The sequence below is a fragment of the Pseudomonas sp. SST3 genome (assembly GCF_003325755.1).
This window is the reverse complement of sequence record NZ_QORI02000005.1, coordinates 121,109-146,876: the sequence shown is the minus strand read 5'-3', so window position 1 is coordinate 146,876 and position 25,768 is coordinate 121,109. Positions and strand designations below refer to the sequence as shown.

Here is a 25,768-nt window from a genome sequence, read left to right as displayed (position 1 = left end):
GCGCTGCGACCAGTAAGTGCCGTGGCGAGTACCTGGTGTAAGCTGGCAGGCTAGGTCTTCCGGCCTCGGATGAGCCGTGTACAACATTAACCTTCGATCCCCTGTGAAGCCCATGACCGAGCCAACGGCCCCGATCCTGATTACCGGCGCCAGCCAGCGCATTGGCCTGCATTGCGCCGAGCGCCTGCTTGATGAAGGGCAGCCCGTGATCATCAGCTACCGCACACCGCGGGCAAGCCTCGATCGGCTGCGCGAGCGCGGCGCCGTGACGTTACCGGCGGACTTGTCCGGCGCTCCCGGCATTCATGCCTTTATCGCTGCACTGAAACAGCAGACCCACACACTGCGTGCGATTGTTCACAACGCATCGGACTGGCATGTCGAGACGCCGGGGCAGGAAGCCGAGGTGTTCCAGCGCATGTTCGAGGTACACATGCTCGCGCCCTACCTGATCAACCTTCATTGCGCCGAGCTGCTGCAACACGGTGGCCCGGCGGACATCATCCACATCGGTGACGATGTCACCCGTGTCGGCAGCAAAAAGCACATCGCCTATGCCGCCAGCAAAGCCGGGCTGGACAATCTCACGCTTTCATTTGCGGCCCGTCTGGCGCCGGCGATCAAGGTCAACGGCATAGCCCCGGCCCTGATACAGTTCAACGAAGGCGACGATGAAGAATATCGACGCAAGGCGCTGGCGAAATCCTCGCTGGGTATCGAACCCGGCGCTGAAGTGGTCTACCAGAGTCTGCGCTATCTGCTGGATAATCCCTACGTCACCGGCACCACGCTGGCCGTCAATGGTGGCCGTCACCTGATCTGATACGCGAAGGAACCCCATGCCCCGATTGGAACCCGCTATGGCGCGCATCCGCGTCAAAGACCTGCGACTACGTACCTTCATCGGCATCAAGGAAGAGGAAATTCTCAACAGACAGGATGTGTTGATCAATCTGACGATGCTCTATCCCGCAGCCGACGCCGTGCGCGACAACGACATCGAGCATGCGCTGAACTACCGCACCATCACCAAGGCGATCATCCAGCACGTCGAAGACAATCGCTTCGCCCTTCTCGAGCGGCTCACCCAGGAGATCCTCGACTTGGTCATGGCGCATCCGCAAGTACGCTACGCCGAAGTCGAAGTCGACAAGCCCCACGCCCTGCGCTTCGCCGAATCGGTGTCGATCACCCTGGCCGCGCACCGCGACTGAATCGCTGCATCAGTCGCTGCCATACGCCAGGGTGGTCATCAGCGCCCGATCGCCGTTGCGGGCATCAAGTCGGGTGTGCTGGATAACCACCGGCACATTGGAGACGAACACGCTGGCGTAATCGGTCTCGCGCGGCACCGCCTCCGGGGTGTTCAGGTCATCGAAACGAAGGTGCAGGGTTCGCCGTGCAGGTACCCGTATTTCGTACGGACCGACCGGCTCGCGATCAGCGAAGTACAACGTCAGCTCGATTTCCGCCTCCAGCGGTCCGGTATTGAGAATGCAGGCGGTCTCGTGGCTGCGCAGCGCTGGTTCGTCGGGCTTAGGCCCCAGCGCGGGAAGATAGCCTTCGGCAATTACCCAATGTCTTTTTCCGATCACATCCCGTCTCCTCGGCTGTAAACGACCGGTTGGTCATCCCTTTCAGCGGAGACGGGCAGGCGCGATAAAGTTCCCCGCCGCCATCTGGCTCAGGGCACGCGTCAAGGTTATGATCCCGTCCACGTCTGCAACGCCGAGACCCAGCAAAATGAATGATCAAGAACGCACCGAACTTGAAGCCGCCGCCTTTCGCCGCCTGGTCCAGCATCTGCGTAGCCGCCCGGACGCGCAGAACATCGATCTGATGAATCTGGCCGGCTTCTGCCGCAACTGCTTGTCGAAGTGGTACAAGGCCGCCGCCGATGACCTGGATATCGAAGTGAGCATCGACGAAGCACGCGAAGAGGTCTATGGCATGCCGTACACCGAATGGAAAAAGCGCTACCAGAAGGAAGCGACGCCGGAGCAGCAGGCCGCCTTCGACAAGAGTCAGAAACCATGACCGATCTCAGGGATTTTCGCGCCAGCCTGCGCAACCGTAACCACCACTTCAGCGAGACATTGGCGTTCATCGCCAACGCCTATGATTATCAGCCGAGTCGCTTCTTCAATGGCAACGTAGAAAATGCCGCCGGAGAAAACGAAGGCTCGTGCAAGGCGCTCGGGCTGGCCGTGCTGGAAGGATTCACCACCGAGGAGGCGCTACTGGCCTTCGGTGAGCATTATCAATCGGTCCTGGAGAACCCCAGCGGAACCGACCATCGCAACATCCGCGCCCTGATGGAAACGGGGCTGCCGGGTGTGCGCTTCGATCAGCAGCCGTTGCGGCGCAAACCGATCAACTTCGACGAGAAATAAAAAGAGGGCCGGCCAGGCACTTGGGGAAGGCTTGATAGTGGACGGCCCTAAACCAAAGAGGCGTTTTCCAGGCCAAGTCTGATCATCTGGCGAAACGTCGGCCATTGCGAAGTCTCGATCGCCAGGATAGGCGTTTACTATCGCGCGATTCTGGCCGCCCCCGGGCTTTTCCCACCGCAACAAAGCCGGTAAGGTCCGGACCGGTCTCCTTCGAGTATGCCTATGCCCATCGCCGCCCTTTCCGGCCCGCAGTACCTGCGTGAAGGTCTGAAGCTTATCCTGAGCCCGGGATTACGACTGTTCGTCATCTTGCCGCTGACGGTCAACCTGCTGCTGTTCAGCGGGCTCATCTATCTCGCCCTGCGCCAGTTCGGTGGGTGGGTCAATGCCTTCATGCCGAACCTGCCCGAGTGGCTGATGTTCCTGGAATATATCCTCTGGCCGCTGTTCGTGATCCTGGTGGTGTTGATGGTGTTTTTCTCGTTCACCATGCTCGCCAACATCATCGCCGCTCCATTCAACGGCTTTCTTGCCGAGAAGGTCGAAACGGTCGCGCGGGGCGAGGACAGCTCGCCACCGTTCAGCTGGGCCGAATTGCTGGCGATGCTGCCGCGCACCATCGGGCGCGAGGCACGCAAACTGGCCTATTTCGCACCGCGGGCGCTGGCACTGCTGATTCTCAGCTTCATCCCAGTGGTCAACCTTTTCGCAGCGCCGCTGTGGCTGTTGTTCGGCGTTTGGATGATGGCGGTGCAATACATCGATTATCCAGCGGACAACAACAAGATGAGCTGGGCCGAGATGATGGTCTGGTTGCGTCAACGGCGTTGGAAGAGCCTGAGTTTCGGTGCGGTGACCTATGCCGCGCTACTCATCCCGGTGCTGAACTTGCTGATCATGCCGGCGGCGGTGGCAGGCGCAACCCTGTTCTGGGTACGCGAAGGCGGCAGGAAGTACCCGGTGCCCGTCGCCAACCAGTGAACTGCGGACCACAGGGGTGTCTAGATTCGGACACCTTGGTTCAGGAGTCCCCGCAATGGCGCTTTCCGCCCTGGCTATCAACTGCACACTCAAACCATCCTCCAACGTCTCTTCCTGCGGGCTACTACTGAGCCAGGCCGAACGTGAGCTGGAAAAGCTCGGCGTCACCTGCGAGCAGATACGCGCCGTGGATTTCAACATAAAACCGGGCGTGACGTCTGACGAGGGAGCGGGCGACGACTGGCCGGCGATTCGTGAAAAGATCCTCGCGGCCGACATTTTCCTGCTGGGCACGCCCATCTGGCTGGGACACCCATCCAGCGTCTGCCAGCGCGTGCTCGAGCGACTCGATGCATTTCTCGGCGAAGTGGACGACCAGCAGCGGATGGTCTCCTACGGTCGGATTGCCTGCGTTGCCGTAGTCGGCAATGAGGATGGCGCCCACCATGTGGTAGCCGAGCTGTATCAGGGGCTGAACGACGTGGGTTTCACCATTCCCGCCAATGGCTGTACCTACTGGGTTGGGCAGGCGATGGGCTCGATCGACTACAAGGATGTCGACGATCCCGGCGAGAAGATCGCCAAGACCAACGCGATGCTGGCACGCAACGCGGTGCATCTGGCGACGCTGCTCAAGCAATCCGGCTATCCCGGCGCCTCGGAGTAGTGCCCGGGATAGCCGATGCCATGCCAGGCTTCATCAGGGTTGCAAACCCATCCGGTAACAGCGACTCGACCAGCGGGCCGGTTGCGGCTATCGGATGGATCTTTGCCCGCGCCGATTAGGCCAGGGTCTTCAGCGCCTCACGGCTGAACGGCAGGATGTCCTGCATGCGCCCTTCGCGAACTTTCAGTGCCCAATCGGGATCGCAGATCAAAGCACGCCCCACCGCGACCAGATCGAACTCCTCCTTGTTCAGGCGCTCAAGCAGGCCTTCGATATTGGCCGGCTGTGCCACTTTGTCGGTTTTGACCATGAACTGAAGGAATTCCCCGTCCAGGCCTACGCTGCCGACGGTAATCGTCGGTTTGCCGGTCAGCTGGCGGGTCCAGCCTGCCAGGTTGAGGTCCGAGCCTTCGAACTCCGGCTCCCAGAAGCGGCGCGTGGAGCAATGGAAGATATCTACACCCGCCGCCGACAGCGGCGCGAGGAAGTCACCCAATGCTTCCGGTGTGGTTACCAGGCGCGCGGTGTAGTCCTGCTGCTTCCACTGCGAGAAACGGAAAATGATCGGGAAATTCGGGCCCACCGCTGCCCGCACGGCTTCGATCAGCTCGATCGCGAAGCGTGAACGATTGGCCAGGCTGCCACCATACTCATCGGTGCGCTGATTGCTCCCTTCCCAGAAGAACTGGTCGATCAGATAACCATGAGCGCCATGGATCTCGACGCCATCCATGCCGATGGTCTTGGCATCGACAGCGGCCTGGGCAAACGCGGCGATCACGTCCTGGATATCCTGCTTGGTCATACCATGCACGACGACCTGGCCGTCCTTGCACTTCTCCATCGGCCCGTATCCCAGCACCTCCGGCTCCGGCTCGGTGCCCTTACGGCGCACGTTGCCTACGTGCCAGAGCTGCGGAACGATCTTGCCGCCTGCGCCATGTACGGCCTCGACCACTGCCTTCCAGCCGGCCAGGGCGTCGTCGCCATAAAAGCGCGGCACTTGCGGGTAGCCGTTGGCGGCCACATGACCCACCGTCGTTCCTTCAGTGATGATCAATCCGACGCCTGAAGCGGCACGCCGACGGTAATACTCGACGACGTCTGCGGTTGGCACGCCCTTCGGCGAGAAAGAACGGGTCATCGGCGCCATTACCACACGCGTCGGCAATTGCAGGCTGCCGAGCTGGAAAGGCTGAAACAGGGCGTTTACGGCTGCGGTCATGGTTGTCTCCTTATTGATCGCGAGTTTAAAGCGTCCGGTCATCTCACCGCCCGCCACAAAAAATCAGCGAAGCGTCAGAAGACGCTCCAGCTGGGTCAGGAAGATTTCGAGCGGCACGACACTGCGACCTACTTTCATGCGCAGCAGCGCACCCTCCCACGCGTTGCCGATGAACTCGGCAAGCGCCTGGCAATCGGTGCTCGGGTCGACTTCACCGGCACCCTGAGCGTGCTCGAGACACGCAGCCAGCACCTCGACGGAGCGCATCAGGATGGCTTCAACCTGACGCCCGATCGGCTGCGACAGCTCGGCCATCTCGAAACTGAGGCTGCCAATGAAACAGTGATATTCCGGACATGCCTGGCGAGCGAAATGAGCGATCAGCTCGGCGTAATAACTAAGGATTCGCTCACGTGGGCTCAGCGCGATATTGGCGAGCGCAGCCTGGTAACGCTCCAGACGAGGCGTATAAAGATGCTCCAGCGCCTGCAGGGCGAAATCTTCCTTGCTGGCGAAGTAGTGATAGAAGGAGCCCTTAGGAATGCCAGCGGCCTGCACGATTTCCAGCACACCGGTGCCGTGGTAACCACGACGCGTCATCACCTGCGAGCCTTTGGCCAGGATCAGTTCACGCTTGTCGATTCGAGCTCGGCTATTCATGAAACCGAGCATATGACCGGTCGTCTCGTGCGAACAGCACCATCCATGACGCTTATGGCTGCGCCACGATTACGGCGATACCAGGTGCGGCAGAGTGCGTAGGAAGGAGGGAGCAGGCGCAGCGGTGAGTACCGCTGCGCGACGCGAGGAGGATATCAGGCGAGTGCGCTTTCGATCGCCTGGATCAACGCCGGATCATCCGGAGCAGTCCGAGGCGAAAAGCGCGCCAGCACGCGACCGTCCTTGTCGACAAGAAACTTCTCGAAGTTCCAGGTGATGTCGCCAGGAAAGTCAGCGCCCTCGCCTGCCAACAGACGGTACAGCGGATGACGTTGCGGGCCGTTGACCTCGAGCTTGCCGCTCAGCGGAAAGCTGATGCCATAGTTCTCGTTGCAGAACTGCAGAATCTCCGCGTCGCTGCCGGGCTCCTGCGCGGCGAACTGATTGCATGGAATGCCAAGCACTCCGAAACCACGATCCTGATAACGCTGATGCAGTGTTTGCAGGCCCGCATACTGAGGGGTCAACCCGCATTCAGACGCCACATTGACCACCAGCGTCAGCTGATTTTTCAGCGCCGCAAGGGGCAGCTCCTGGCCAGCGAGGCCGGGTAGAACCAACTCGTGGAACGCGCTCATTCTCTCTTCTCCAGAGGGTAAAAAAGCGCTCCGGTATTACCGAAGCGCTTCCATCGGCCGATCATCTCGATCGAGCCTTGCCACCCGCCTTGCGGCGAGCGGATCAGTGCTGGTGGCCACCTTCGCCGTGGACGTGGCCATGAGCGACCTCTTCTTCGCTGGCATCACGTACGTCGACGATCTTGACCTCGAAGTTCAGACGCTGGCCGGCCAGCGGATGGTTGCCGTCGACAATCACGTCATCACCTTCAACGTCACGGATGGTGACGATCTGCATACCACCGTCCGGACCGGACGCATGGAACTGCATACCGACTTCCAGCTCGTCGACGCCCTCGAACATGGCGCGATTGAGGGTAGCGACCAGCTCCGGGCTGTACTCGCCGTAGGCATCCTGGGGCTCGATGGCAACCTTCACTTCATCACCGCCCTGCTTGCCTTCCAGGGCCTTTTCCAACCCGGCGATGATGTTGCCTGCACCGTGCAGGTAGACCAGCGGCGCGCCGCCGGCCGAGCTGTCGATCACCTCACCGGCGTCGTTGGTGAGTGTGTAGTCGATTGACACAGCCTTGTTCGCGGCAATTTGCATGAGGCAAAACCTTTGCTGGGGAATGTGATGCCAAAGTTTAACCGCGAGCTCCGCCGATTGCGAACCGAGCCCAGATAAACGGGGTCAACCTCGGACATGACGAACTTCCGTAACCTCTGCCTGGGACGGTGCCATGTACAACCTTTGGAGAACATCGGTTCTCTATGGCCTATGCCAGAATCCGGAGCGCAATCCAGTGCTGTATTCCAATAATATCTAGCGTCCCGAGGAGCACCGATGTCGGCTCGAAACATCCTGGTGATTAACTGCGGCAGTTCGTCGATCAAATTCGCCCTGGTCAACGAAACGCAAGCAGCCTTCCCACTGCAAGGCCTGGCCGAACGTCTGGGCAGTCCTGAAGCCGTACTGCATTGGCAACTAGGCGACGCCAAACAAAGCCTGGATATGCCCGGCGCCGATCATCGCGCCGCGCTGGAGCGCTTGCTCCCTCTCGCACAAGAAGCCGCAGGCGGCAAACTCGACGGTATCGGCCACCGGGTGGTCCATGGCGGCGAGCATTTCACCGGTTCCAGCCTGATCGACGAGGATGTACTCAAGGCGATTCGCGACAGTGCGCAGCTGGCACCGTTGCACAACCCTGCCAATCTGGTCGGCATCGATGCCGCCATCGCCCTGTTCCCCGGCCTGCCGCAGGTGAGCGTGTTCGACACGGCTTTCCACCAGACAATGCCCGAACATGCATTCCGCTACGCCGTGCCAGAGTTCCTCTACAAGGAGCACAGCGTCCGCCGCTACGGCTTCCACGGCACCAGCCATAACTATGTAAGCCGGCGCGCCGCCGAAATGACCGGTCTTGCAGTGGATGACAGCTGCTGGCTGACTGCGCATCTGGGCAATGGCTGCTCGACCTGCGCCATCGTCAATGGAGAAAGCCGGGACACCAGCATGGGCCTCACCCCGCTGGAAGGCCTGGTAATGGGCACGCGCAGCGGCGATGTCGACCCTAACCTGCACAGCTACCTCAACCGAACCCTGGGCTGGAGCCTTGAGCAGATCGACCGGGTCCTCAACCACGACAGCGGCCTGAAGGGGCTGTCAGGGCTGTCCAACGACATGCGTACCCTCTACGAGGCACGCGTTGCTGGCCATCCGGGCGCCAATCTGGCCTTCGAGGTGTTCTGCTATCGCCTGGCAAAATCGCTGGCTGGAATGGCCTGCGCCCTGCCGAAGCTCGACGGTCTGATCTTTACCGGCGGCATCGGCGAGAACTCAGTAGCGGTCCGCAGCCGCACGCTGGAGCACCTGAAGTTATTCCGATTCGAGCTCGACGAAGAAGCCAACGCACGCTGCACCCGCGGCGTCGGTGGGGAAATCCAGGCGGCAGGCAGCCCTCGTGTCCTGGTCGTGCCAACCAATGAAGAGCGGCAGATCGCACTGGATACGCTGGCTTTGCTTGACGCCTGACAACACCCCGCCCCGTTTACGCAACGCACAATCCGACGTCGTGATGGCGTCGGATTTCGCCAACGCCATCGCCCTTCGCTCGACAGGAGATCCTCATGCACACGCTCTTCCTCGCCCCTAGCGGTTATGGCGGCGGTCTCAATTCCATCAGCCTCGGCCTGATTCGCGCGCTCGAACGTGCGGGGCTGAAAGTCGGTTTTTTCAAGCCGATAGCCCAGCCCTTCCCACTCGACCAGGGCCTCGAGCGGTCCTGCGTTCTGGTGGAGAAGACGCTGAATATTGCTTCACCCGAGCCGCTGCCGCTGGAACAGGTGGAGCGCCAACTGGCCGATGGCGAGCTTGATCTGCTGCTGGAAGATGTGGTCAGCCGCTATCAGGAGGTCGCCGCAGGCAAGGACGTAGTGATCGTTGAGGGCATGGTGCCGACGCGGGAATTCAACCACACCTCGCGAATCAACACCCATCTGGCCAAGAGCCTGGATGCGGAGGTCATACTGATCGCCGCGCAGGGCAGCGATACGCTGAGACGCATGGCTGAGCGCATCGAGATCCAGGCGCAACTGTTCGGTGGTGCCAAGGATCCCAAGGTGCTCGGTCTGATTCTCAACAAGGTCAAGAGCGACGACGGTGTGCCTGCTTTCGTCGAGCGCATCAAGGCCCAGCTTCCCCTGCTGGGTACTCCGGACTTCCAACTGCTTGGTGCCATTCCCTACGCCGAAGAGCTGAACGCCCTGCGCACCCGTGATATCGCCCAGCTGCTGAACGCCAAAGTTCTTCATGCCGGCCAAGCCGAGCACCGCCGGGTCAACAAAATCGTCCTGTGCGCCCGTGCGGTTCCCAACACCGTGCAGTTGCTTCAGCCAGGCGTACTGGTGGTCACCCCCGGTGACCGCGACGACATCATCCTCGCGGCAAGCCTGGCTTCGCTCAACGGCGTCGAGCTCGCCGGCCTGCTGTTGTGCAGCGATTTCGCGCCAGATCCGCGCATCCTGGAACTGTGCAAGGCGGCGCTCGATGGCGGCCTGCCGGTGATGACAGTGCAAACCGGCTCCTACGACACGGCCACCAACCTGTTCGCCCTGAACAAGGAAACGCCGGCAGACGACATCGAACGCGCCAGCCAGGTGACCGACTTCATCGCTCAGCACCTGCAGCCCGAACTGCTGCATACGCGCCTCAGCGTGCCGCGCAGTGAACTGCGCCTGTCGCCTCCGGCGTTCCGTTACCAGTTGGTCAAGCGCGCCCAGCGGGCAAACAAGCGTATCGTGCTGCCGGAAGGCAACGAGCCACGCACCATTCGCGCCGCGGCCATCTGTCAGGAGCGCGGCATTGCCCGCTGCGTGCTGCTGGCCAAACCGGACGAGGTTCAGGCCGTCGCCCGTGAGCAAGGCATCAGTCTGCCCTCCAGCCTGGAGATCCTTGATCCAGAGCTGATCATCAACCAGTACGTCGAGCCCATGTGCGAGATGCGCAAAGCGAAGGGTCTGACGCCCGAAGATGCGCGCGGACAGCTTCAGGACACCGTGGTGCTGGGAACCATGATGCTCGCGCTGGACGAAGTGGACGGTCTGGTGTCCGGTGCCGTGCATACCACCGCCAATACCATTCGCCCGGCGCTGCAGTTGATCAAGACCGCGCCCGGCTACAGCCTGGTGTCTTCGGTGTTCTTCATGCTGCTGCCGGATCAGGTACTCGTCTACGGCGACTGCGCGGTCAATCCCAACCCGAGCGCCACCGAGCTGGCGGAGATCGCACTGCAAAGCGCCGAGTCGGCCGTTGCGCTGGGCGTCAACCCACGGGTGGCGATGATCAGCTACTCCACCGGAACATCAGGCAGCGGCGCCGAGGTGGAAAAGGTCGCCGAAGCCACGCGCATCGCCCAGGAGCGGGCACCCCATCTGCCAATCGATGGACCGCTGCAATACGACGCCGCCTCGGTCGCCAGTGTCGGCAAGCAGAAGGCGCCGAACAGCCTGGTGGCCGGGCAGGCGACCGTGTTCATCTTCCCCGATCTGAACACCGGCAACACGACCTATAAGGCAGTGCAACGCAGCGCCAACGTGATCAGCGTTGGGCCGATGCTGCAGGGCCTGCGCAAGCCGGTCAACGATCTGTCCCGTGGTGCATTGGTGGACGACATCGTCTTCACCATCGCTCTCACTGCCTTGCAGGCCGACAGCCAAAAGGTCTGATACACGACACGCCCGGCCCGCCGAGGCCGGGCATGTCGGGACATCAAACCCGCAAGTACATCACTTGCAGTTCAGCGCACAATCGGTACTCTTGCCGCCTTTATTGACGGGTATACGAGCCAATCGATGCTGAGCGTCCTTCCAGCCCCACTGCGGGGCATCCTCGCCGGCCTGACCCTGGCGCTGAACACACTATTCTGGTGCTGGCCGCTTTTCGGTCTCTCGCTGCTCAAGCTCGCCCTGCCGATTCCCCGGATACAGCGCGCGCTGCGCTTCGGTATGCATTGGATTGCCGAATCCTGGATGGCCGTCAATGGTTTCTGGATGAACCAGGTGCGGCGTACGCAATGGGATGTGCAGGGCCTGGAGAAGGTCGACATGCAGCATTCCTATCTGGTCACCAGCAACCACCAAAGCTGGGCCGATATCCTGATGCTGCAGTATCAGCTGAACCGGCGCATGCCGATTCTGAAGTTCTTCCTCAAGCAGGAGCTGATCTGGGTTCCGGTCATCGGCTTATGCTGGTGGGCGCTGGAATTTCCGTTCATGAAGCGCTTCAGCAAGGAATATCTGACCAAATATCCAGAGAAGCGTGGCGAGGACCTGGCGACCACTCGCAAGGCTTGCGAGCGCTATCGGACCAACCCGGTGTCGGTGTTCAACTTTCTCGAAGGCACACGCTTCACGGAAGACAAGCACACCGAGCAGACCTCGCCCTATCGTTACTTGCTCAAACCCAGAGCCGGTGGCATCGCTTTCGTGATCGATGCGATGGGCGAGCAACTGACGGCACTGATAAACATCACCATTCACTACCCGGACGGTAATCCGAGCTTCTGGGATCTGCTCTGTGGCCGGATCGGCCGCGTGGTGATGCGGATCGACTCGCAGCCGATCCCCGCCGAGTTCCTGCATCGCAGCTACGACCAGGACGAGCGCTATCGACTGAGCTTCCAAGAGTGGGTCAACGAGCTCTGGAGCGATAAGGACGCGCAACTCGAGGCGTTGCATCGCCAGTATCCGCCGAATCACCGACGCGCCGCTGACGGGAGCGGTCGGCGCTAGCCGACCGTTTGATGATTCAGCTGCTGCCAGTCGATTGTCCGCGGAAACGCCAAGGCATCCTCGACCGCCAGCCCCGGTGCCACTAGAAAACCCTGCATCACTTGGCAATCGTGGGCAATCAGCCAATCGCGCTGGGCGAGGGTTTCGACCCCCTCGGCAATGACTTCAAGCCCAAGGTTGCGCCCCAGGTCGATGATGGTGCTGACGACCGCGGCATCACGGGGCGATTCGAGCATGTTGGCGATGAACAACCGGTCGATTTTCAGCGTATCCAGATCGAAATGGCGCAAGTAGGCCAGCGATGAATAGCCCGTGCCGAAGTCGTCCACCGCCACTCTCACGCCCAGTTCCCGCAGCTGCCGGAGCTTGTCGCAGCTCTGCTCGAGGTCTTGCATCAGCGCACCTTCTGTCACCTCCAGTTCGAGCTGGCGAGGATCGAGCTGGTACTCGTCGAGCAGACGGCGCAGCTCGTCTATCAGTCCGGACCGGCTGAACTGCACGGGACTGACGTTGAAACTCAGCACCAGCTTGTCACCGAATCGCTCGCGCCAGTCGAGACATTGCGCCAGCCCTTCGCGTAGCGCCCATTCGCCAACACGCTCGATCAGCCGGGTTTCCTCCAGCAGCGGAATAAACACGTTGGGCTCGACCTCGCCACTACCGGCGTAATCCCAACGCAGCAAGGCCTCGAACCCTCGCAATTCGCCTGTTTCAAGTACTACCTGCGGCTGATAAGCCAGGGCGAAACCGTTGCGCTCGATAGTATTGCGCAGGTTCTCCTCCATCATCAGGCGTGCGTGGGCACGCCCGTTCATTTCACTGGAGAAGAAACGATATTGTTGCCGGCCGTTGCGTTTGGCTTCATACATCGCCATGTCCGCTGAGCGCAGCAACTCTTCAACGCTCTGGCCGCAATCCGGGAAGTGCGCGATACCGATGCTGGCACCGAGGGTGACATCGGTTCCCTCGATGGTATGCCGAACCGAGATCAGCTCGATGAGCTTTTCCGCCACCTTGGCGGCGTCCTCAGGATGCTCCAGGGAATCCAGCAACGCGGTGAACTCGTCCCCCCCCATGCGCGCGATGATGTCGTAGGGACGCATACAGGTTTCCAGAACCCGCGCCACACGGCATAGAATCTCGTCGCCCGCATCGTGCCCCAGCGAATCGTTGATGCGCTTGAACCCGTCGAGGTCGATATACAGGATGGCCATGCGCTTGCCGTTCCGGTCGACCCGCGCCAAAGCCGAGTCCAGCGCCTGATGAAAGCCTCGGCGATTCAGCAGCCCGGTCAGCGAATCGGTGACCGCCTGGGTTTCCAGCTGCGTGTGCAGATTGCGCACCACCGACATATCCAGCGCGATGACCACCATCGATCGCTGGTGTCGAGGCAGTGGCGAAGAGGACAAGGCCACCGGCAGCGTGCCGCCATTGGCGGTGTATAGCTGCGCTTCGTGCAGACGGAATGTACTGCCACTACGCCATTGCTTGTAGAAGTCAGTGTCGCGCCAAGCCTCGGGCATCTGCGGCGCGGCGAGATGATCGACCAGAGCCGTGCCCTGCAGGGCATCGATGCTGGTATGCAGCATCTGCGCGATCGCCGGATTGGCGAAGCTGATATAGCCATCCTCGCCCACCACCAAGATGCCCTCGGCGGCGTTGTTCAGCACCGAGGCATTGAACGCTCGTGCACTGTCAAGCTGTTGCGTGAGTAGCTGCAGATCGCGCCGGTTGTGCTCGTGGCTGAGCAGAGTGTTGATCTTGTGCTTGAGCACCTGCGGGTCGAAGGGCTTCAGGATGAAGTCGACCGCCCCCGTCGCGTAACCGCGCAACACCGACTCCCGTGTATGCGCGATGGCCGAGACGAATATGATCGGGGTGTAGCGCGTGTGGGGGCTACCGCGCATCAGGCGCGCGACCTCGAAGCCATCCATGCCTGGCATCTGCACGTCTAGCAGCACCAGCTCCACATCCAGATCAAGCAGCGCCTGCAGCGCCGCCTCCCCGGAATTGACCGTATGCACCTGCCAGTCGCCATCGCCTAACAGAGCTTCCATCGCTACCAGATTCGCCTCGCGATCATCGACCACCAACAGGGTGCGGGTGCGAGGCTGGGATTTGGCTTGTGCCCGCGCCATCTATCCGACTCCCCGGCCCGACGCGCGATTGATTCCGACTTCGACGGCGTCGGCACGAACGCCAATTCGACATGAACGATACGTCACAAACCTCTCCTTATAGACTCTCACGGGAGCCGTCATCTCGCCCCAGGCAACGTCGCAGCAACTCGACCAGTTTGACGCGCTCAATCGGCTTGAAGAGAAAATCGTCGGCGCCAGCGGCAATGCTCTCCGCTCGAATGGCCGGATCGGCACCTGCCGCCAGTGCCACGATCGGCACCTGACAACCATAGTCGTTTCGGAGCTGGCGAATCAGTGCAGGGCCGTCATTGTTCGCCAATGCCATGTCTACCAAGGCCAAATCGAACGCGTCGTCATCGAAACGCTCTAGCGCCTCGGTACTCGTCGTGGCGGGAACCACCTGCAGGCCCTGTTCATCGAGCATCGCGCTGATGGCGTAGATCGCCCGCACGTCGGAATCTACCAGCAATACCCGCTGCCCCAGCAGCGGGTGCCCTATTTCTTCGATGCCCAGCGCCGCGGGCTCTGCCGCGGGAGGCTTCAATGCATCTTCCATATGCTCCAATCCTTCTGTTTTTGACAACGCAACTGATGAATAGCGCCGAAGCCGCTGTAGATTCTTTTCCGAAAGCGGTTCACGGCTATTCAGCACCACTCGTACATCCTTCAACGAGCGCAAACGGTCGAGCGCCTCGAGCAGATCGAGGCCATCTTCGCCATCCAGGTCGAAGTCGATGACCAACACCGTGAAGGTGTGTTCCGCATAGGCTAGCCGAGCCTCTTCGCTACGCTCGCAGTCGGTGACCCGGTAGCCGAGACGTTCGAAATGCTCACGCAGCTGCCGGCGCCGTTCCGAATCGGTTTCGACCAGCAGCAATCGCGTCGAGCTGCCTTCCTGTCTCGCCAGATCAACGAACAGGCGCTCCAGCTCCGACTGAGCGACGGGCTTGAGCAGGTAACGGGAATTATCATCGGACCAGCCTTGCGGCTGCGGCACGCAGGAAATGATGTATACCGGCGTGTCCCGGTGCCGTGGTTCGGCTCGCAGCACCCGATGAAGCTGCCAGCCACTGATATCGGGCAGCAGGATATCGAGAATGACCGCTGCGAAACGGTCCCGTTCGAGCGCGTCGAGCCCTTCCTGCCCCGAGCCGCAGATGACGCTGGAAAAGCCATGGGATTGGCCAACCTCGGCCACTACGGAGGCGAAATCGGCATCGTCTTCAACAATCAGCAGACCGGCGCCCTGACCGCGGCGATGGGACGTCCGCAGCGTTCTGACTTCGGTTGTCGCAGCCAGCTTCAGCGGGACCTCGACGGTGAAACTCGAGCCCTGGCCCGGCGCGCTTCTGAGTTGAATACCGCCGCCCAGCACTTCGGCCAGTTGCCGTGCGATCGCCAGGCCCAGTCCCGTTCCGCCGTATTGCCGACTGATCGAGCCGTCGATCTGCTGGAACGCCTGGAAGATTCGTTCGTGCTGATCCTCGGCGATGCCAATGCCGGTATCGGTCACGCAAATCTGCAGCGTGTCCTCATCCGCAGGTTGCTCGGCCGCTCTGCGCGCAACATGAATATCCACAGAGCCCTGCTCGGTGAATTTCAAGGCGTTGGTGACCAGATTTCGCAGGATCTGTTGCAGCCGGGCCCGGTCACTGATGATGGATGCGGGCACATCAGGATCGATCCGCGACTTGAGAGTCAGCCCATTCTGCTCCGCCATCGGCTCGAGCCCGATCACGACTTCCGCCAGCAGCTCGGCCACATCCAGCGGCTCCGGCTTGATCTGCATATGACCGGCCTCGATCTTGGCCAGGTCGAGTACGTCGTTGATCAGCTGCAGCAGATCCTGTCCGGCACGATGAATGATATCGGCATGACGAACCTGCTTGTCGGTCAGGTTGCTCGCGGCGTTCTGTCTCAGCTGATCGCTCAGGATCAGGATGCTGTTGAGCGGTGTTCGAAGTTCGTGGGACATGTTCGCGAGGAACTCGGACTTGTAGCGATTGGCGACGATCAGCTCATTGGCTTGATCCCGCAGACGCCGCTCCGCAGCCTTGCGGTGTGCGATGTCGATCACCACGGCCTGCACCAGTTGTTCTTCGCCGCTGCGCAGCGGCGAAAGGCCGATCTCCACCGGCAACAGGCGGCCGTCTCGATGCCGACCGAACAGCTCGCGGTTATCACCCAACCGGCGCGACTCAGGTTCCTGTGCGAAACGATGGCGCACCTCGTGGTACGTCTTGCGCATCGACTCGGGAATCAGCAGCTCGACCGGTTGGCCGAGCAGCTCTTGTCGGCTAAAGCCGAACAGCAGCTCGGTCTGCCGGTTGACCATGACGATACGCCCGTCATGGTCGAACAGCAGGAAGGCGTTCGGCGAGGCTTCGACCACATTACGGAAGCGCTCTTCGTCCCGCTTGCGCTGCTGCAGATCGACCAGATTGAGCAAATGGTGAACACCGTCATCACGCCTGAAGCTGGTCAGACTCAGCGAGACCGGTATGGGCGTGCCATCCTCCCGTAGTGCCTGGCTTTCCTCATGGCTGGCTTCCAGCCGCTGCACGCCAGAAGAATCACCCAGGGCGCCGGGTACGTAACGATTGAGACGCTCACCGGCAAGCAAGCCGGCGCTGCTGCCAAACAATGCCGCGGCGCTCTGGTTGGCCAACTCTATTCGGCCCTGGTCATTACACAACAGTGTCGCAACCGGCAGCTGTTCGATCAGCTGACGGAACCGTGCTTCACGCTCCTGAAGCTGGACACCAAGTGCCTGACTACTGCGCAGGGCCCGTTCACGCAGGTACAGATAACCGCCAATCAGCAGCGAAAACAGCAATGCTGCGGTCAATGCCGCCGCCAGATCGAAGGCTCCGCTGGTCCGTTCCAGGATGGCTTCGTATTCGGGTGTACTGGCCACCTCCAACTGCCAACTGCGGCCGTACAGGTAGATATTTCGGGTGCGATGGAAGCTCGCGTCGCTGCTCACCGGCGCACGCCCCACCAACAAGGGCTCATCCGGGGCCGCGGCATCGAACAACTGCAGCTGGAACAACTTGCTGCGCGAACCCAGCACGCCTTCCAATAGATCGGTAAGTCGGAAAGCACCATGCAGCGTCCCGGCAAAGGCGCTCTGACGCTCTTCCAGGGTTGTAATGGGTACGCCAACGCGGTAGAGCGGAAGGTAAAGCAATATACCGACCTGGGCGTTCTGCTCTGTTTCCTGCTTCAGACGCAGAGGACCGGTGAGCATCGGCGTGCCGATGTTGCGCGCCGCGATGATGGCCTCCCTACGGGTCTCTTCGCTCAACATGTCGAAGCCCAGCACCCGACGGTTACGCCAATTGACTGGGTGGATGTAGTCCGTAATCAGATACTCGTCGCGCTTCCCGGGCGGGTACATGCGGAAATCGGTACGGCCGTTCTCCTGCATCCTGGCAATGATCGTCGACAGGTTGTCCGCGCGCACGTAGCGCGCCAGAGCAATCGCCTGAATACCCGGGTAGAAATCCTGAAGCTGCAACTGGTCCGCCGCCCGGTTCCAGTCCGCGAGGCTGACGTCGTCACTGCCGACAAAAAGCCCGGCCAGGCCGCGCATGACCATCTCGTAAGCACGCATGCGCTCACGCAGATTACTCTCGACGTCATTGACCGCCAGGTTGAACCGCTGCGCCTGCTCAGCACGGATGCGTGTTTCCTGCGCATGCCACTGCCAGACGACCCATCCCCCGAGCCCGGCCATCAAGGCCAACGTCACTACCAATGGCAGCCAAGGCTTACGAGAATGGAGAGCGGAACGATCATCCATTCGACCTCCTCAGTGCCACTACATGGCTCGCTGTCACCAGCTTCAGAGTCGCAAATCGCCGGGAGGTTCAATAGCCAATGGGAAAGATGTAAATATGACGCCACTTAAATGGCGTAGACGAGCCCATTGCAGGCTCGTCTGTTCGTAACGGATTAAAGCGGACGCAGGTTGATCTCTACACGGCGATTCTGAGCCCGTCCGGAAGCGGTATCGTTGCTGGCGATCGGCTGGTTCGGGCCGGCGCCGTAGGACGATATCCGCGAAGCGGCGACGCCGTTGCCTTCCAGGTAGGCTGCAACGCTACGTGCACGCCGGTTGGACAAGTCCTGATTGAGTTGCTGCGAGCCGGTGCTATCGGTATGACCGACGATATCAATGCCGTTCTTGTTGAATTCCTTGAACACCTGGACCAGCGAATTCAGCGTCGGATAGAAGCTGCTGGAAATATCCGCCGAGTTGCTCGGGAAAGTGATATTGCCCGGCATGATCAGCGTCAGGTTGTCGCCGTCGCGCTGAACCTGGACGCCAGTTCCCTGCAACGTCTGACGCAGCTTGGCTTCCTGAGTATCGACGTAGTAACCATAGCCGCCGCCGGCGGCGCCACCGACCGTCGCGCCGATCAAAGCGCCTTTGGCGCGATCCTTCTTGCTGGAGGTCGCGGCGCCGATCACTGCGCCGCTGACCGCACCGATACCGCCGTAGATGCCTGCTTTGCCGGCCTCTCGCTCGCCGGTATAAGGATTGGTGGTACAGCCGGCCAGCAGGGCGATGGTGGCGGCGAATGCGGTCAGGTTACTGAGCTTTTTCATGGTTACTTCCTTAATCTCAGGGACGCCAGCCTGCCGGAGACGATCCGTTAGCAGACTGAAATGCATGGCTAGGTTAACACCGAGCCCGGGGCAGAACCGGAACGCGCCGACGAAACCCGGCGCGGTTCACTGGTGGTAAAGCATCTGTTGTCTCTCAACATCCAACCACATCGGCAGTCCAAACCGCTCGATCTTGGCCCTTTCTCGTCCAGACGATACAGCGCTCCGGATTGATCGTTGCTGGGCGGGCACCCAGCACAGGGTGTGAACGTCGCCGACGATTGTTCAATCCCAACGCGCCGAGCCGGGTGAAGGGTCATACCTGTACACCGGGGTTGCATGAATCGCCTTGCCGATTAACGGATCGCCAATGATCATGCAATACATTGCAGCGGATCGATGAGAAAGGTTCACTAACCGGCGAACGTCTGTACCTCGACGTTCCATCTTCATAGATCGATTTTCCGCATCAGCTATCAGTAACCTATACAACACGTACAAGCGTGCCATTCAGCCGGGGAGCCGAGCCATCGACATAGCGGATCTGCAGCGTATCTTCGATGCCCTGCCTGGAATCTTTCTTGTGGTTGCCAATGACGCCGACTACACGATGGTCGCCGCGAGCGATGAGCGCTTGCGGGCAACCATGACGCAACGTGAGGACGTCATTGGCCGCCCGCTGTTCGAGGTTTTCAACGGCGGCGAATCGTTTAACCCGCCGGGCGTCAGCCTGCTGCGCGCGTCACTGGCCGAAGTGGCGCGCACGGGTCGTCCCCAAGAGATGAAGACGGTCGGTTATCCGCTGCGGCGCCCGCAGGGCGATAGCTATGAAAATCGATACTGGGACGTCGTCAATGTCCCGGTGCTGGATGAACAGGGACGGGTCTGCTTCATCATTCATCAGGCCGAAGACGTCACCGACAGCCTGCTCGAACAGGAGTCGGCAGCGCTGCGCCTGCGCGAGAGCGACGAGCGTCTGAATGCCGCACTGCTGGCCTCTGGAACCGGTACCTTCTATTGGGACCTGCGCAACAACCGCCTGGACATGGATCTGCCCATGCAGCGGCTGGTCGGCCTGGAGGGCCTCACCTCGGGCTGGCTCGACGACTTGCTCGACACGATCCATCCAGACGATCGAGACAGCATCACTCAGCAGTGCGAGCGCTGTGCGCGCTACGGCGATGACTTCGAAATGCAGTTTCGGGTCCGACTGCCAGGCGGTAACGAGCGCTGGATCTTCGACAAGGGCCAGACATTCACCGATGCCAACGGCAGGCCCTCTTACATGGTCGGGGCCTGTCTCGATATTACCCAGCACAAACGTACCGAACGCGCATTGCACCGTCTCAATGAGACCCTGGAACAGCGCGTCAATGCAGAGGTCGCCGCACGCGCCAAGACCGAGGCAGCACTGCGTCAGTCACAGAAGATGGAAGCAGTTGGCCAACTGACCGGCGGCCTCGCCCACGACTTCAACAACCTCTTGGCGGGGGTGATCGGCTCGCTGGAGCTTCTATCACTTCGCCTACAGCAAGGCCGCACCAACGACCTGCAACGCTACATCCGCAGCGCACTCACATCCGCGACTCGGGCAACCGCTCTGACTCACCGCTTGCTGGCGTTTTCACGCAGGCAAACGCTTGACCCCAGCCCCACCGAGGTGAACGCCCTGATCGAAGGCATGATGGAGCTGCTGCAGCGCACCATCGGTCCCATGGTGAGCTATTCGACGCGACTGTGCGACGATCTCTGGCTGACCCTGTGCGATACCAACCAGCTAGAAAACGCGCTGCTGAATCTAACCATAAACGCCCGCGATGCCATGCCTGATGGAGGCCAGCTGACCCTAGTCAGCGAAAATCTTTGGCTCGATGGCCCCCTCGCCCAGGAGCTGGGGCTGCAGACCGGCGAGTATGTCGCGCTCGGGGTCCAGGATACGGGCGTCGGTATCCCGCCAGAGAAGCTCGGCTACGTCTTCGATCCGTTCTTTACCACCAAACCCCTCGGTGAGGGCACCGGCCTCGGCTTGTCCATGGTTTACGGGTTCGCCAAGCAATCAGGCGGCGGCGTACGTATCGAGAGCACAGTGGGCGAAGGGACCCACGTCTGGATCTACCTGCCCCGCCACCACGGACAATCGGCTAGCGAGCACGCCCCGGCGGCTGCCGACCTGGCGCCCGCATCCGTCGAGGGTCGGACCGTCCTGGTGGTGGATGATGAACCCAACGTGCGCGCTCTGGTGATGGAAGTTCTACAGGAGATGGGCCTGAACACGCTGGAGGCCGCCGACGGCCATAGCGGCCTGCGCATCCTCGACAGCGATGTGCATCTGGACCTGCTTATTTCGGACATCGGCTTGCCCGGCGGCATGAACGGCCGCCAGCTCGCTGATGCCACACGGGAGAAGCGTCCCGCCATGCACGTACTGTTCATCACCGGATATGCCGAGAGCTCGGTGCTGCAGCGCAGCACCGCCATGTACGATTACGAAGTCCTGACCAAGCCATTCACCATCACGGACCTCGAAGAAAAGGTCCGCGGCATGCTGGAACCTGAGCAAGGAAAACCCAGGGCCTGCTGAGTTTTCGCTGGCCCTAGACCGAGGAGATGGCGCTGTTGCCTTCTCGCAGCCAGCTGGCGATATCGACCCGAATGCGCTTCTTGTCGAGCTTGCCGACACTGGTCTTGGGGATGTCAGCGACAACCGCAATCTGCTGCGGGATGGCCCATTTGTTGATCTGCCCCTGCTCTACCGCAGGCTCAAGGAAACGTTGCAACGTCTGCGCATCGAGCTGTTTACCCGCACCGAGCACCACCAGAGCGAAAGGTCTTTCACCCCAGCGCTCGTCGGGGACGCCGACCACCGCCACGTCACGTACCGCCTCGTGGCGGCTGATCAGCCCCTCCAGCGCCAGCGAAGATATCCACTCGCCGCCGGTCTTGATCACGTCCTTGATGCGATCGCGGATGTCGATATTGCCCCTCTCGTCGATGGTGGCCACGTCACCGGTATGCAACCAGCCGCCCGCCCATAATTCTTCGCTCTTCTCCGGATTGCCGGCGTAGCCCTGAGTCAGCCATGGTGCGCGCAGCACCAGCTCGCCCTGGGACGTGCCGTCGGCTGGCAGAAAGCTGCCGTCCGGCGCCTGGATGGCAGCATCGACCAGCACCACCGGAACCCCGGCCTTGAGCCGGTAACTGGTCTGCACGTCCTCACTGGCCTGACGCAACTCGTCGTTGATATGAGCGCCGGATATCAGCGGACAGGTTTCTGACATGCCATAGGCAGCCACCAGCTGCATGCCGCAGGCACGCGCCGACTCGTAAAGGCCGCGAGTCAACGCGCTGCCGCCGATGGTAATTTTCCACCCGTTGAAATCCGTGCCCTGCGCGCCTTTGGCGTTGAGCAGCATCTGCACGATCGTCGGCACGCAATGGGAGAAGGTCACCTTTTCGCGACGCCACAGCTCGATCAGCAGCTCTGGATCGTAACGCCCCGGATAAACCTGCTTGAGCCCCATCATCGTCGCCACGTAAGGCAGCCCCCAGGCATGCACGTGGAACATTGGTGTGATCGGCATGTAGACGTCTCCGGCCGCCATCAGCTGGGGATTCTCACGACAGCCGACCGTTACCGCGCCGGCGAGGGTGTGCAGCACCAGCTGACGATGGGTGAAGTAGACGCCCTTGGGGTCACCCGTGGTGCCTGTGGTGTAAAAGGTCGTGGCAACCGAATCCTCATCGAAATCCGGGAAGTCGTAGTGTGGTTCGGCGGCCGCCAGCAGAGTTTCATATTCGCCGACGCAGTTCGGCAATTGGCACTCCTTGTCGTCTGCATCGGTGATCAGCAGGGTTTTATCGACCGTGGTGAGCTGCCCGGCGATCGCCTGGTACAGGGGCGCGAATTCGCTGTTGACGAGAACGAAGCGATCCGCGGCATGATTCATGGTGTAGAGGATCTGCTCGGGTGACAGCCGTATGTTGATGGTATGTACCACCGCGCCGATCATCGGGATCGCGAACATGCATTCGAGATAGCGATGGCTGTCCCAATCCATCACCGCCACGGTGTCGCCGGCCTTGACCCCTGCCGCGGTCAACACGTTAGCAAGCCGAGCGATACGCTGGTTGAGCGTGCGGTAATCGAAGCGCAGCTGGTCGCGGTAGACGATCTCACGCGTGCGCTCATAGCGCCGGCCCGACAACAACAGGCTCTTGATCAGCAGAGGGTACTGGTAGGCGTTCGCGGCGGGTTTGATCACTCGGGTCTGCAACATAGGGCTTCCTGTTGTTATTGATGTTATGAGACGCACTCTAGCTCTGGCACTGGACGTTCGCCGCGCAACCCAGCGCGCGGCGCTCCACTTCGACAACCCAGCTGGCAACCGCTCAGCGCACCAAGGCCTTCGGTGTGCATCGAGCCAACAGACCGCTGGTCAAGCGATTTCACTTGCGGCTAGACGGATGCCAAGACCGATCAGCACGGCGCCGGTGACGCGATCGAACCAGTGGCCCATACGGGCGAACCCCGCCCGCACGCGCTCGCGACTGAACAGCCAGGCCACCAGGCAAAACCACATGCCAGTAGCGAACGCCAGATATAACCCATAGCCCGCCTGAACGGCGAGCGGCGTATGGGGGTCGATAACCACCGTGAATAGCGAAAGAAAAAACAGCGTGGCCTTCGGATTCAGGCCATTGGTGACGAACCCCACCATAAAAGCTTTTCGGCGAGAGTGCTCCACCCCTGCACCGGACGGAGCGAGATCGCCGCCCGCAACGGGTCGGGCGCGCAACGCCTGAAAGCCGAGATAGAACAGATAACCGGCCGCCAGCCACTTGAATAGGTTGAACAGCACGATCGACTGCGAGACGATCAGGCCAATCCCGAGCAATGAATAACCCACGTGCAACAGAATGCCGCTGCCCACACCGATGGCTGTCCAGTTGCCGCTTCGCTGGCCGCGAGACACGCTTTCACGCACGACCACGGCGAAGTCCGGTCCAGGGCTGGCGACGGCAAGCAAGTGAACCAGCGCCACGGTAAGAAACTCCATCCAGTACATCTTTAGCCACTCCGCTATTTCCAGGGCGGAACATCCGCCCGCTGATTCATACGAGTAAAGTCCATGAGCAATCGCCGCGCTGTATTCCTCGATCTATCTCCTCTCGACCAGGGCGACCTGGATCTGACGCCGTTGCAGTCAGCCTTCGGTGAACTGATCTGCCATGTGCAGACCAGCGACACTCAGATCATCGATCGGCTGCAAGGCGCGGAAATCGCCATCGTCAACAAGGTCGCCCTGAGCGACGCGGTATTCGCCGCCTGCCCGAACCTGAAACTGGTTCTGGTTGCCGCCACCGGCGTCAACAACATCGATCTGGCCGCCGCCAAACAGCGCGGCATTACGGTGAGTAATTGCCAAGCCTATGGCACCGCAACGGTAGCCCAGCACACGCTAATGCTACTGCTCGCACTGGCCACGCGACTACCCGACTACCAGGGCGCAGTGGCCCGGGGCCGCTGGCAGGAAAGCGGGCAGTTCTGCCTGCTGGACTTTCCCATCGTCGAATTGGCCGGCAAGAGCCTCGGTGTGCTCGGTCATGGCGAGCTGGGTAGCGCCGTCGGACGACTGGCCGAGGCATTGGGCATGCGCGTACTGACCGGCAATCTGCCAGGGCGGCCCTCGCGCGCCGATCGCCTGGACCTCGACGAGCTGTTGCCGCAGATCGACGCACTGACCTTGCACTGCCCGCTAACCGAACAGACACGCAACCTCATCGGCGCCCGCGAGCTGAAGCTGATGAAACCCTCCGCGTTCATCATCAACACCGCTCGGGGCGGCCTGATCGACGAGCAGGCGCTGGCGGATACGCTGCGCAGCGGCCACCTGGGCGGTGCTGCCACCGACGTGCTCACCAGCGAACCGCCGGCCAATGACAACCCGCTGCTGGCCGCAGACGTACCGCGCCTGATCGTGACGCCGCACAGCGCCTGGGGCAGCCGCGAAGCCAGGCAGCGCATTGTTGGCCAGCTGTGCGAGAACGCCGAGGCGTTTTTTGCCGGCACGCCGCGGCGACAGGTCGGCTGACGCCCTGCGGTCAGACTGCTAAGCTCGCCAGCTTTGCCCGGAGACTCCATGGACCCCCGAAGCGAAGTACTGCTGCGCCAGGCCGACCTGTTCAATGGTGGCCTGCTGCTCGCCGGCTTGCCGGCCGACGATCTGCTCGGCCAGTTGCCTAGCGCCAGGGGCTGGAGCTGGCACGCCGGTGAGTATAATCAGCTGCAGGCTCGCTTCGCTGGGCGCTGCACATTCGGCGTCGAGCCGCCTGCCGCCGCTTTCGACGCAGCGGTGCTGTTCCTGCCCAAGTCACGCGAACTGACCGATTACTTGCTGAGCGCGCTAGCGGCCCGCCTGCCGGGCCGTCTGCTGTATCTGGTGGGCGAAAAGCGTGCCGGGATCGAGCGAGCCGCTCGACAGCTGGCGCCGTTCGGCGAAGCGCGTAAGCTCGATAGCGCCCGCCATTGCCAGCTGTGGCAACTCAAGGTGGAGAACAGCCCGCCCGCGCCAGAGCTGCGGACCCTCGCTCAACGCTTCGAGCTCGAGTCGGCGGACGGCCCGTTGCAAGTCATCAGCCTACCCGGCGTATTCAGCCATGGCCGCCTCGACCGCGGCACTGCGCTGCTACTGGAACAGCTCGACGACTTGCCAACCGGGCGGCTGCTGGACTTCGGGTGCGGTGCCGGGATCATTGGAGCGTCACTGAAACGGCGTTATCCGAGCGATGAAGTAGTACTGCTGGATGTTGACGCGTTCGCGGTCGAAAGCAGCCGCATGACGCTGGCCGCCAACGGCCTGGATGCTGAGGTCATCGCCGGGGATGGCATTGACGCGGCACCTGACGACTGTGCCGCAATCATTAGCAACCCGCCGTTCCATCAAGGCGTACATACCCATTACGCCGCCAGCGAGACGTTGTTGCAACGCGCCGCCAGTCACCTGAGGCCTGGCGGCGAGCTGCGTCTGGTGGCCAATTCCTTTCTCAAATATCCACCGTTGATCGAGGCCCATCTGGGCGCCTGCGAGACCCTGGTCACTGCGGACGGCTTTCGCGTTTATCGTGCGCAACGCTCATGAACGTTCACGGGGCTGACTTGCACAACGCGCCGCGCTTGG

The 25,768-nt window shown here is 61.2% G+C and carries 22 protein-coding genes; 12 read left to right on the top strand and 10 right to left on the bottom strand.

The genetic code is table 11. From position 1 onward, the window contains the following. Positions 1 to 112: 112 nt before the first annotated feature. Together folM and folX are read left to right on the top strand one after the other, a co-directional pair. Entirely contained in the window at positions 113 to 823 is a 711-nt protein-coding gene (gene folM, locus DQ405_RS07085) for a dihydromonapterin reductase (protein ID WP_168423531.1), read from the top strand. Between the two features lie 16 nt (positions 824 to 839). Next, a complete protein-coding gene (gene folX / locus DQ405_RS07080) occupies positions 840 to 1,214 on the top strand; it encodes a dihydroneopterin triphosphate 2'-epimerase (RefSeq protein ID WP_168423530.1) in 375 nt (124 codons plus the stop codon). Between the two features lie 9 nt (positions 1,215 to 1,223). On the opposite strand, the gene DQ405_RS07075 is transcribed toward folX, so the two are convergent. After that, positions 1,224 to 1,595: a sensory rhodopsin transducer gene (locus DQ405_RS07075; protein ID WP_168423529.1), complete on the bottom strand. Its 372-nt coding sequence runs from the start codon at positions 1,593 to 1,595 to the stop codon at positions 1,224 to 1,226. 148 nt (positions 1,596 to 1,743) lie between these two features. Here DQ405_RS07075 and DQ405_RS07070 point away from each other — a divergent pair, with 148 nt between their 5' ends. The 4 genes from DQ405_RS07070 to DQ405_RS07055 all read left to right on the top strand — a co-directional run bounded on the left by DQ405_RS07070 (position 1,744) and on the right by DQ405_RS07055 (position 4,041). Beyond that, positions 1,744 to 2,037: a DUF1244 domain-containing protein gene (locus tag DQ405_RS07070; RefSeq protein ID WP_168423528.1), complete on the top strand. Its 294-nt coding sequence runs from the start codon at positions 1,744 to 1,746 to the stop codon at positions 2,035 to 2,037. Beyond that, positions 2,034 to 2,393, top strand: coding sequence for a HopJ type III effector protein (locus DQ405_RS07065; protein ID WP_168423527.1), 360 nt, complete (start codon positions 2,034 to 2,036; stop codon positions 2,391 to 2,393). The genes DQ405_RS07070 and DQ405_RS07065 overlap by 4 nt, the downstream gene beginning before the upstream one ends. A gap of 222 nt (positions 2,394 to 2,615) precedes the next feature. Then, entirely contained in the window at positions 2,616 to 3,374 is a 759-nt protein-coding gene (cysZ, locus tag DQ405_RS07060) for a sulfate transporter CysZ (RefSeq protein WP_168423526.1), read from the top strand. Positions 3,375 to 3,429: 55 nt separating this feature from the next. Then, positions 3,430 to 4,041, top strand: a complete 612-nt coding sequence (locus tag DQ405_RS07055; protein WP_168423525.1) for a flavodoxin family protein — start codon at positions 3,430 to 3,432, stop codon at positions 4,039 to 4,041. A gap of 115 nt (positions 4,042 to 4,156) precedes the next feature. On the opposite strand, the gene DQ405_RS07050 is transcribed toward DQ405_RS07055, so the two are convergent. The 4 genes from DQ405_RS07050 to DQ405_RS07035 all read right to left on the bottom strand — a co-directional run bounded on the left by DQ405_RS07050 (position 4,157) and on the right by DQ405_RS07035 (position 7,153). Next, complete coding sequence (locus tag DQ405_RS07050; RefSeq protein WP_168423524.1) at positions 4,157 to 5,266, bottom strand: NADH:flavin oxidoreductase; 1,110 nt, start codon at positions 5,264 to 5,266, stop codon at positions 4,157 to 4,159. Between the two features lie 63 nt (positions 5,267 to 5,329). After that, positions 5,330 to 5,926, bottom strand: coding sequence for a TetR/AcrR family transcriptional regulator (locus tag DQ405_RS07045; protein WP_174824657.1), 597 nt, complete (start codon positions 5,924 to 5,926; stop codon positions 5,330 to 5,332). A gap of 155 nt (positions 5,927 to 6,081) precedes the next feature. Continuing rightward, on the bottom strand, positions 6,082 to 6,564 hold the full coding sequence (locus DQ405_RS07040) for a glutathione peroxidase (RefSeq protein WP_168423522.1): 483 nt from the start codon (positions 6,562 to 6,564) through the stop codon (positions 6,082 to 6,084). A 103-nt stretch (positions 6,565 to 6,667) separates the two neighbouring features. Then, a complete protein-coding gene (locus DQ405_RS07035; protein WP_168423521.1) occupies positions 6,668 to 7,153 on the bottom strand; it encodes an FKBP-type peptidyl-prolyl cis-trans isomerase in 486 nt (161 codons plus the stop codon). Positions 7,154 to 7,390: 237 nt separating this feature from the next. On the opposite strand from DQ405_RS07035, the gene DQ405_RS07030 reads away from it, so the two are divergent. From DQ405_RS07030 to DQ405_RS07020, 3 genes are all read left to right on the top strand, one after another. Beyond that, on the top strand, positions 7,391 to 8,578 hold the full coding sequence (locus tag DQ405_RS07030; protein ID WP_168423520.1) for an acetate kinase: 1,188 nt from the start codon (positions 7,391 to 7,393) through the stop codon (positions 8,576 to 8,578). Positions 8,579 to 8,673: 95 nt separating this feature from the next. Further along, entirely contained in the window at positions 8,674 to 10,770 is a 2,097-nt protein-coding gene (gene pta, locus DQ405_RS07025; RefSeq protein ID WP_168423519.1) for a phosphate acetyltransferase, read from the top strand. Positions 10,771 to 10,896: 126 nt separating this feature from the next. Then, a complete protein-coding gene (locus DQ405_RS07020; protein WP_168423518.1) occupies positions 10,897 to 11,835 on the top strand; it encodes an acyltransferase in 939 nt (312 codons plus the stop codon). Here DQ405_RS07020 and DQ405_RS07015 read toward each other — a convergent pair. The 3 genes from DQ405_RS07015 to DQ405_RS07005 all read right to left on the bottom strand — a co-directional run bounded on the left by DQ405_RS07015 (position 11,832) and on the right by DQ405_RS07005 (position 18,590). Next, complete coding sequence (locus DQ405_RS07015) at positions 11,832 to 13,973, bottom strand: putative bifunctional diguanylate cyclase/phosphodiesterase (RefSeq protein ID WP_168423517.1); 2,142 nt, start codon at positions 13,971 to 13,973, stop codon at positions 11,832 to 11,834. The genes DQ405_RS07020 and DQ405_RS07015 overlap by 4 nt on opposite strands. Before the next feature lie 97 nt (positions 13,974 to 14,070). Next, on the bottom strand, positions 14,071 to 17,781 hold the full coding sequence (locus tag DQ405_RS07010; RefSeq protein WP_168423516.1) for a CHASE domain-containing protein: 3,711 nt from the start codon (positions 17,779 to 17,781) through the stop codon (positions 14,071 to 14,073). A gap of 152 nt (positions 17,782 to 17,933) precedes the next feature. After that, on the bottom strand, positions 17,934 to 18,590 hold the full coding sequence (locus DQ405_RS07005) for an OmpA family protein (RefSeq protein WP_168423515.1): 657 nt from the start codon (positions 18,588 to 18,590) through the stop codon (positions 17,934 to 17,936). Between the two features lie 475 nt (positions 18,591 to 19,065). Between DQ405_RS07005 and DQ405_RS07000 the strand changes: the two genes are divergently transcribed. Then, positions 19,066 to 21,171, top strand: coding sequence for an ATP-binding protein (locus DQ405_RS07000; protein ID WP_342030401.1), 2,106 nt, complete (start codon positions 19,066 to 19,068; stop codon positions 21,169 to 21,171). Positions 21,172 to 21,184: 13 nt separating this feature from the next. Here the strand turns inward: DQ405_RS07000 and DQ405_RS06995 are convergent, their stop codons facing one another. Then, entirely contained in the window at positions 21,185 to 22,867 is a 1,683-nt protein-coding gene (locus DQ405_RS06995; protein WP_168423514.1) for a fatty acid--CoA ligase, read from the bottom strand. A 159-nt stretch (positions 22,868 to 23,026) separates the two neighbouring features. After that, positions 23,027 to 23,656 (bottom strand): LysE family transporter, encoded by a 630-nt coding sequence (locus DQ405_RS06990; protein ID WP_168423513.1) that lies wholly within the window; start codon positions 23,654 to 23,656, stop codon positions 23,027 to 23,029. Between the two features lie 63 nt (positions 23,657 to 23,719). Here DQ405_RS06990 and DQ405_RS06985 point away from each other — a divergent pair, with 63 nt between their 5' ends. Further along, positions 23,720 to 24,682, top strand: a complete 963-nt coding sequence (locus DQ405_RS06985) for a 2-hydroxyacid dehydrogenase (protein ID WP_168423512.1) — start codon at positions 23,720 to 23,722, stop codon at positions 24,680 to 24,682. A 48-nt stretch (positions 24,683 to 24,730) separates the two neighbouring features. After that, positions 24,731 to 25,729, top strand: a complete 999-nt coding sequence (locus tag DQ405_RS06980; protein ID WP_168423511.1) for a class I SAM-dependent methyltransferase — start codon at positions 24,731 to 24,733, stop codon at positions 25,727 to 25,729. Positions 25,730 to 25,768 lie beyond the last annotated feature (39 nt).

Bases quoted from the DNA above. Each gene is read 5' to 3' on its own strand.
- DQ405_RS07050 (WP_168423524.1), bottom strand. From the start codon at position 5,266: ATGACCGCAGCCGTAAACGCCCTGTTTCAGCCTTTCCAGCTCGGCAGC.
- DQ405_RS07035 (WP_168423521.1), bottom strand. From the start codon at position 7,153: ATGCAAATTGCCGCGAACAAGGCTGTGTCAATCGACTACACACTCACC.
- cysZ (WP_168423526.1), top strand. From the start codon at position 2,616: ATGCCCATCGCCGCCCTTTCCGGCCCGCAGTACCTGCGTGAAGGTCTG.
- DQ405_RS06990 (WP_168423513.1), bottom strand. From the start codon at position 23,656: ATGTACTGGATGGAGTTTCTTACCGTGGCGCTGGTTCACTTGCTTGCC.
- folM (WP_168423531.1), top strand. From the start codon at position 113: ATGACCGAGCCAACGGCCCCGATCCTGATTACCGGCGCCAGCCAGCGC.
- DQ405_RS07005 (WP_168423515.1), bottom strand. From the start codon at position 18,590: ATGAAAAAGCTCAGTAACCTGACCGCATTCGCCGCCACCATCGCCCTG.
- DQ405_RS06995 (WP_168423514.1), bottom strand. From the start codon at position 22,867: ATGTTGCAGACCCGAGTGATCAAACCCGCCGCGAACGCCTACCAGTAC.
- DQ405_RS07040 (WP_168423522.1), bottom strand. From the start codon at position 6,564: ATGAGCGCGTTCCACGAGTTGGTTCTACCCGGCCTCGCTGGCCAGGAG.
- DQ405_RS06980 (WP_168423511.1), top strand. From the start codon at position 24,731: ATGGACCCCCGAAGCGAAGTACTGCTGCGCCAGGCCGACCTGTTCAAT.
- DQ405_RS07010 (WP_168423516.1), bottom strand. From the start codon at position 17,781: ATGGATGATCGTTCCGCTCTCCATTCTCGTAAGCCTTGGCTGCCATTG.
- DQ405_RS07030 (WP_168423520.1), top strand. From the start codon at position 7,391: ATGTCGGCTCGAAACATCCTGGTGATTAACTGCGGCAGTTCGTCGATC.
- pta (WP_168423519.1), top strand. From the start codon at position 8,674: ATGCACACGCTCTTCCTCGCCCCTAGCGGTTATGGCGGCGGTCTCAAT.
- DQ405_RS07055 (WP_168423525.1), top strand. From the start codon at position 3,430: ATGGCGCTTTCCGCCCTGGCTATCAACTGCACACTCAAACCATCCTCC.
- DQ405_RS07065 (WP_168423527.1), top strand. From the start codon at position 2,034: ATGACCGATCTCAGGGATTTTCGCGCCAGCCTGCGCAACCGTAACCAC.
- DQ405_RS06985 (WP_168423512.1), top strand. From the start codon at position 23,720: ATGAGCAATCGCCGCGCTGTATTCCTCGATCTATCTCCTCTCGACCAG.
- DQ405_RS07020 (WP_168423518.1), top strand. From the start codon at position 10,897: ATGCTGAGCGTCCTTCCAGCCCCACTGCGGGGCATCCTCGCCGGCCTG.
- DQ405_RS07015 (WP_168423517.1), bottom strand. From the start codon at position 13,973: ATGGCGCGGGCACAAGCCAAATCCCAGCCTCGCACCCGCACCCTGTTG.
- DQ405_RS07070 (WP_168423528.1), top strand. From the start codon at position 1,744: ATGAATGATCAAGAACGCACCGAACTTGAAGCCGCCGCCTTTCGCCGC.
- DQ405_RS07045 (WP_174824657.1), bottom strand. From the start codon at position 5,926: ATGAATAGCCGAGCTCGAATCGACAAGCGTGAACTGATCCTGGCCAAA.
- folX (WP_168423530.1), top strand. From the start codon at position 840: ATGCCCCGATTGGAACCCGCTATGGCGCGCATCCGCGTCAAAGACCTG.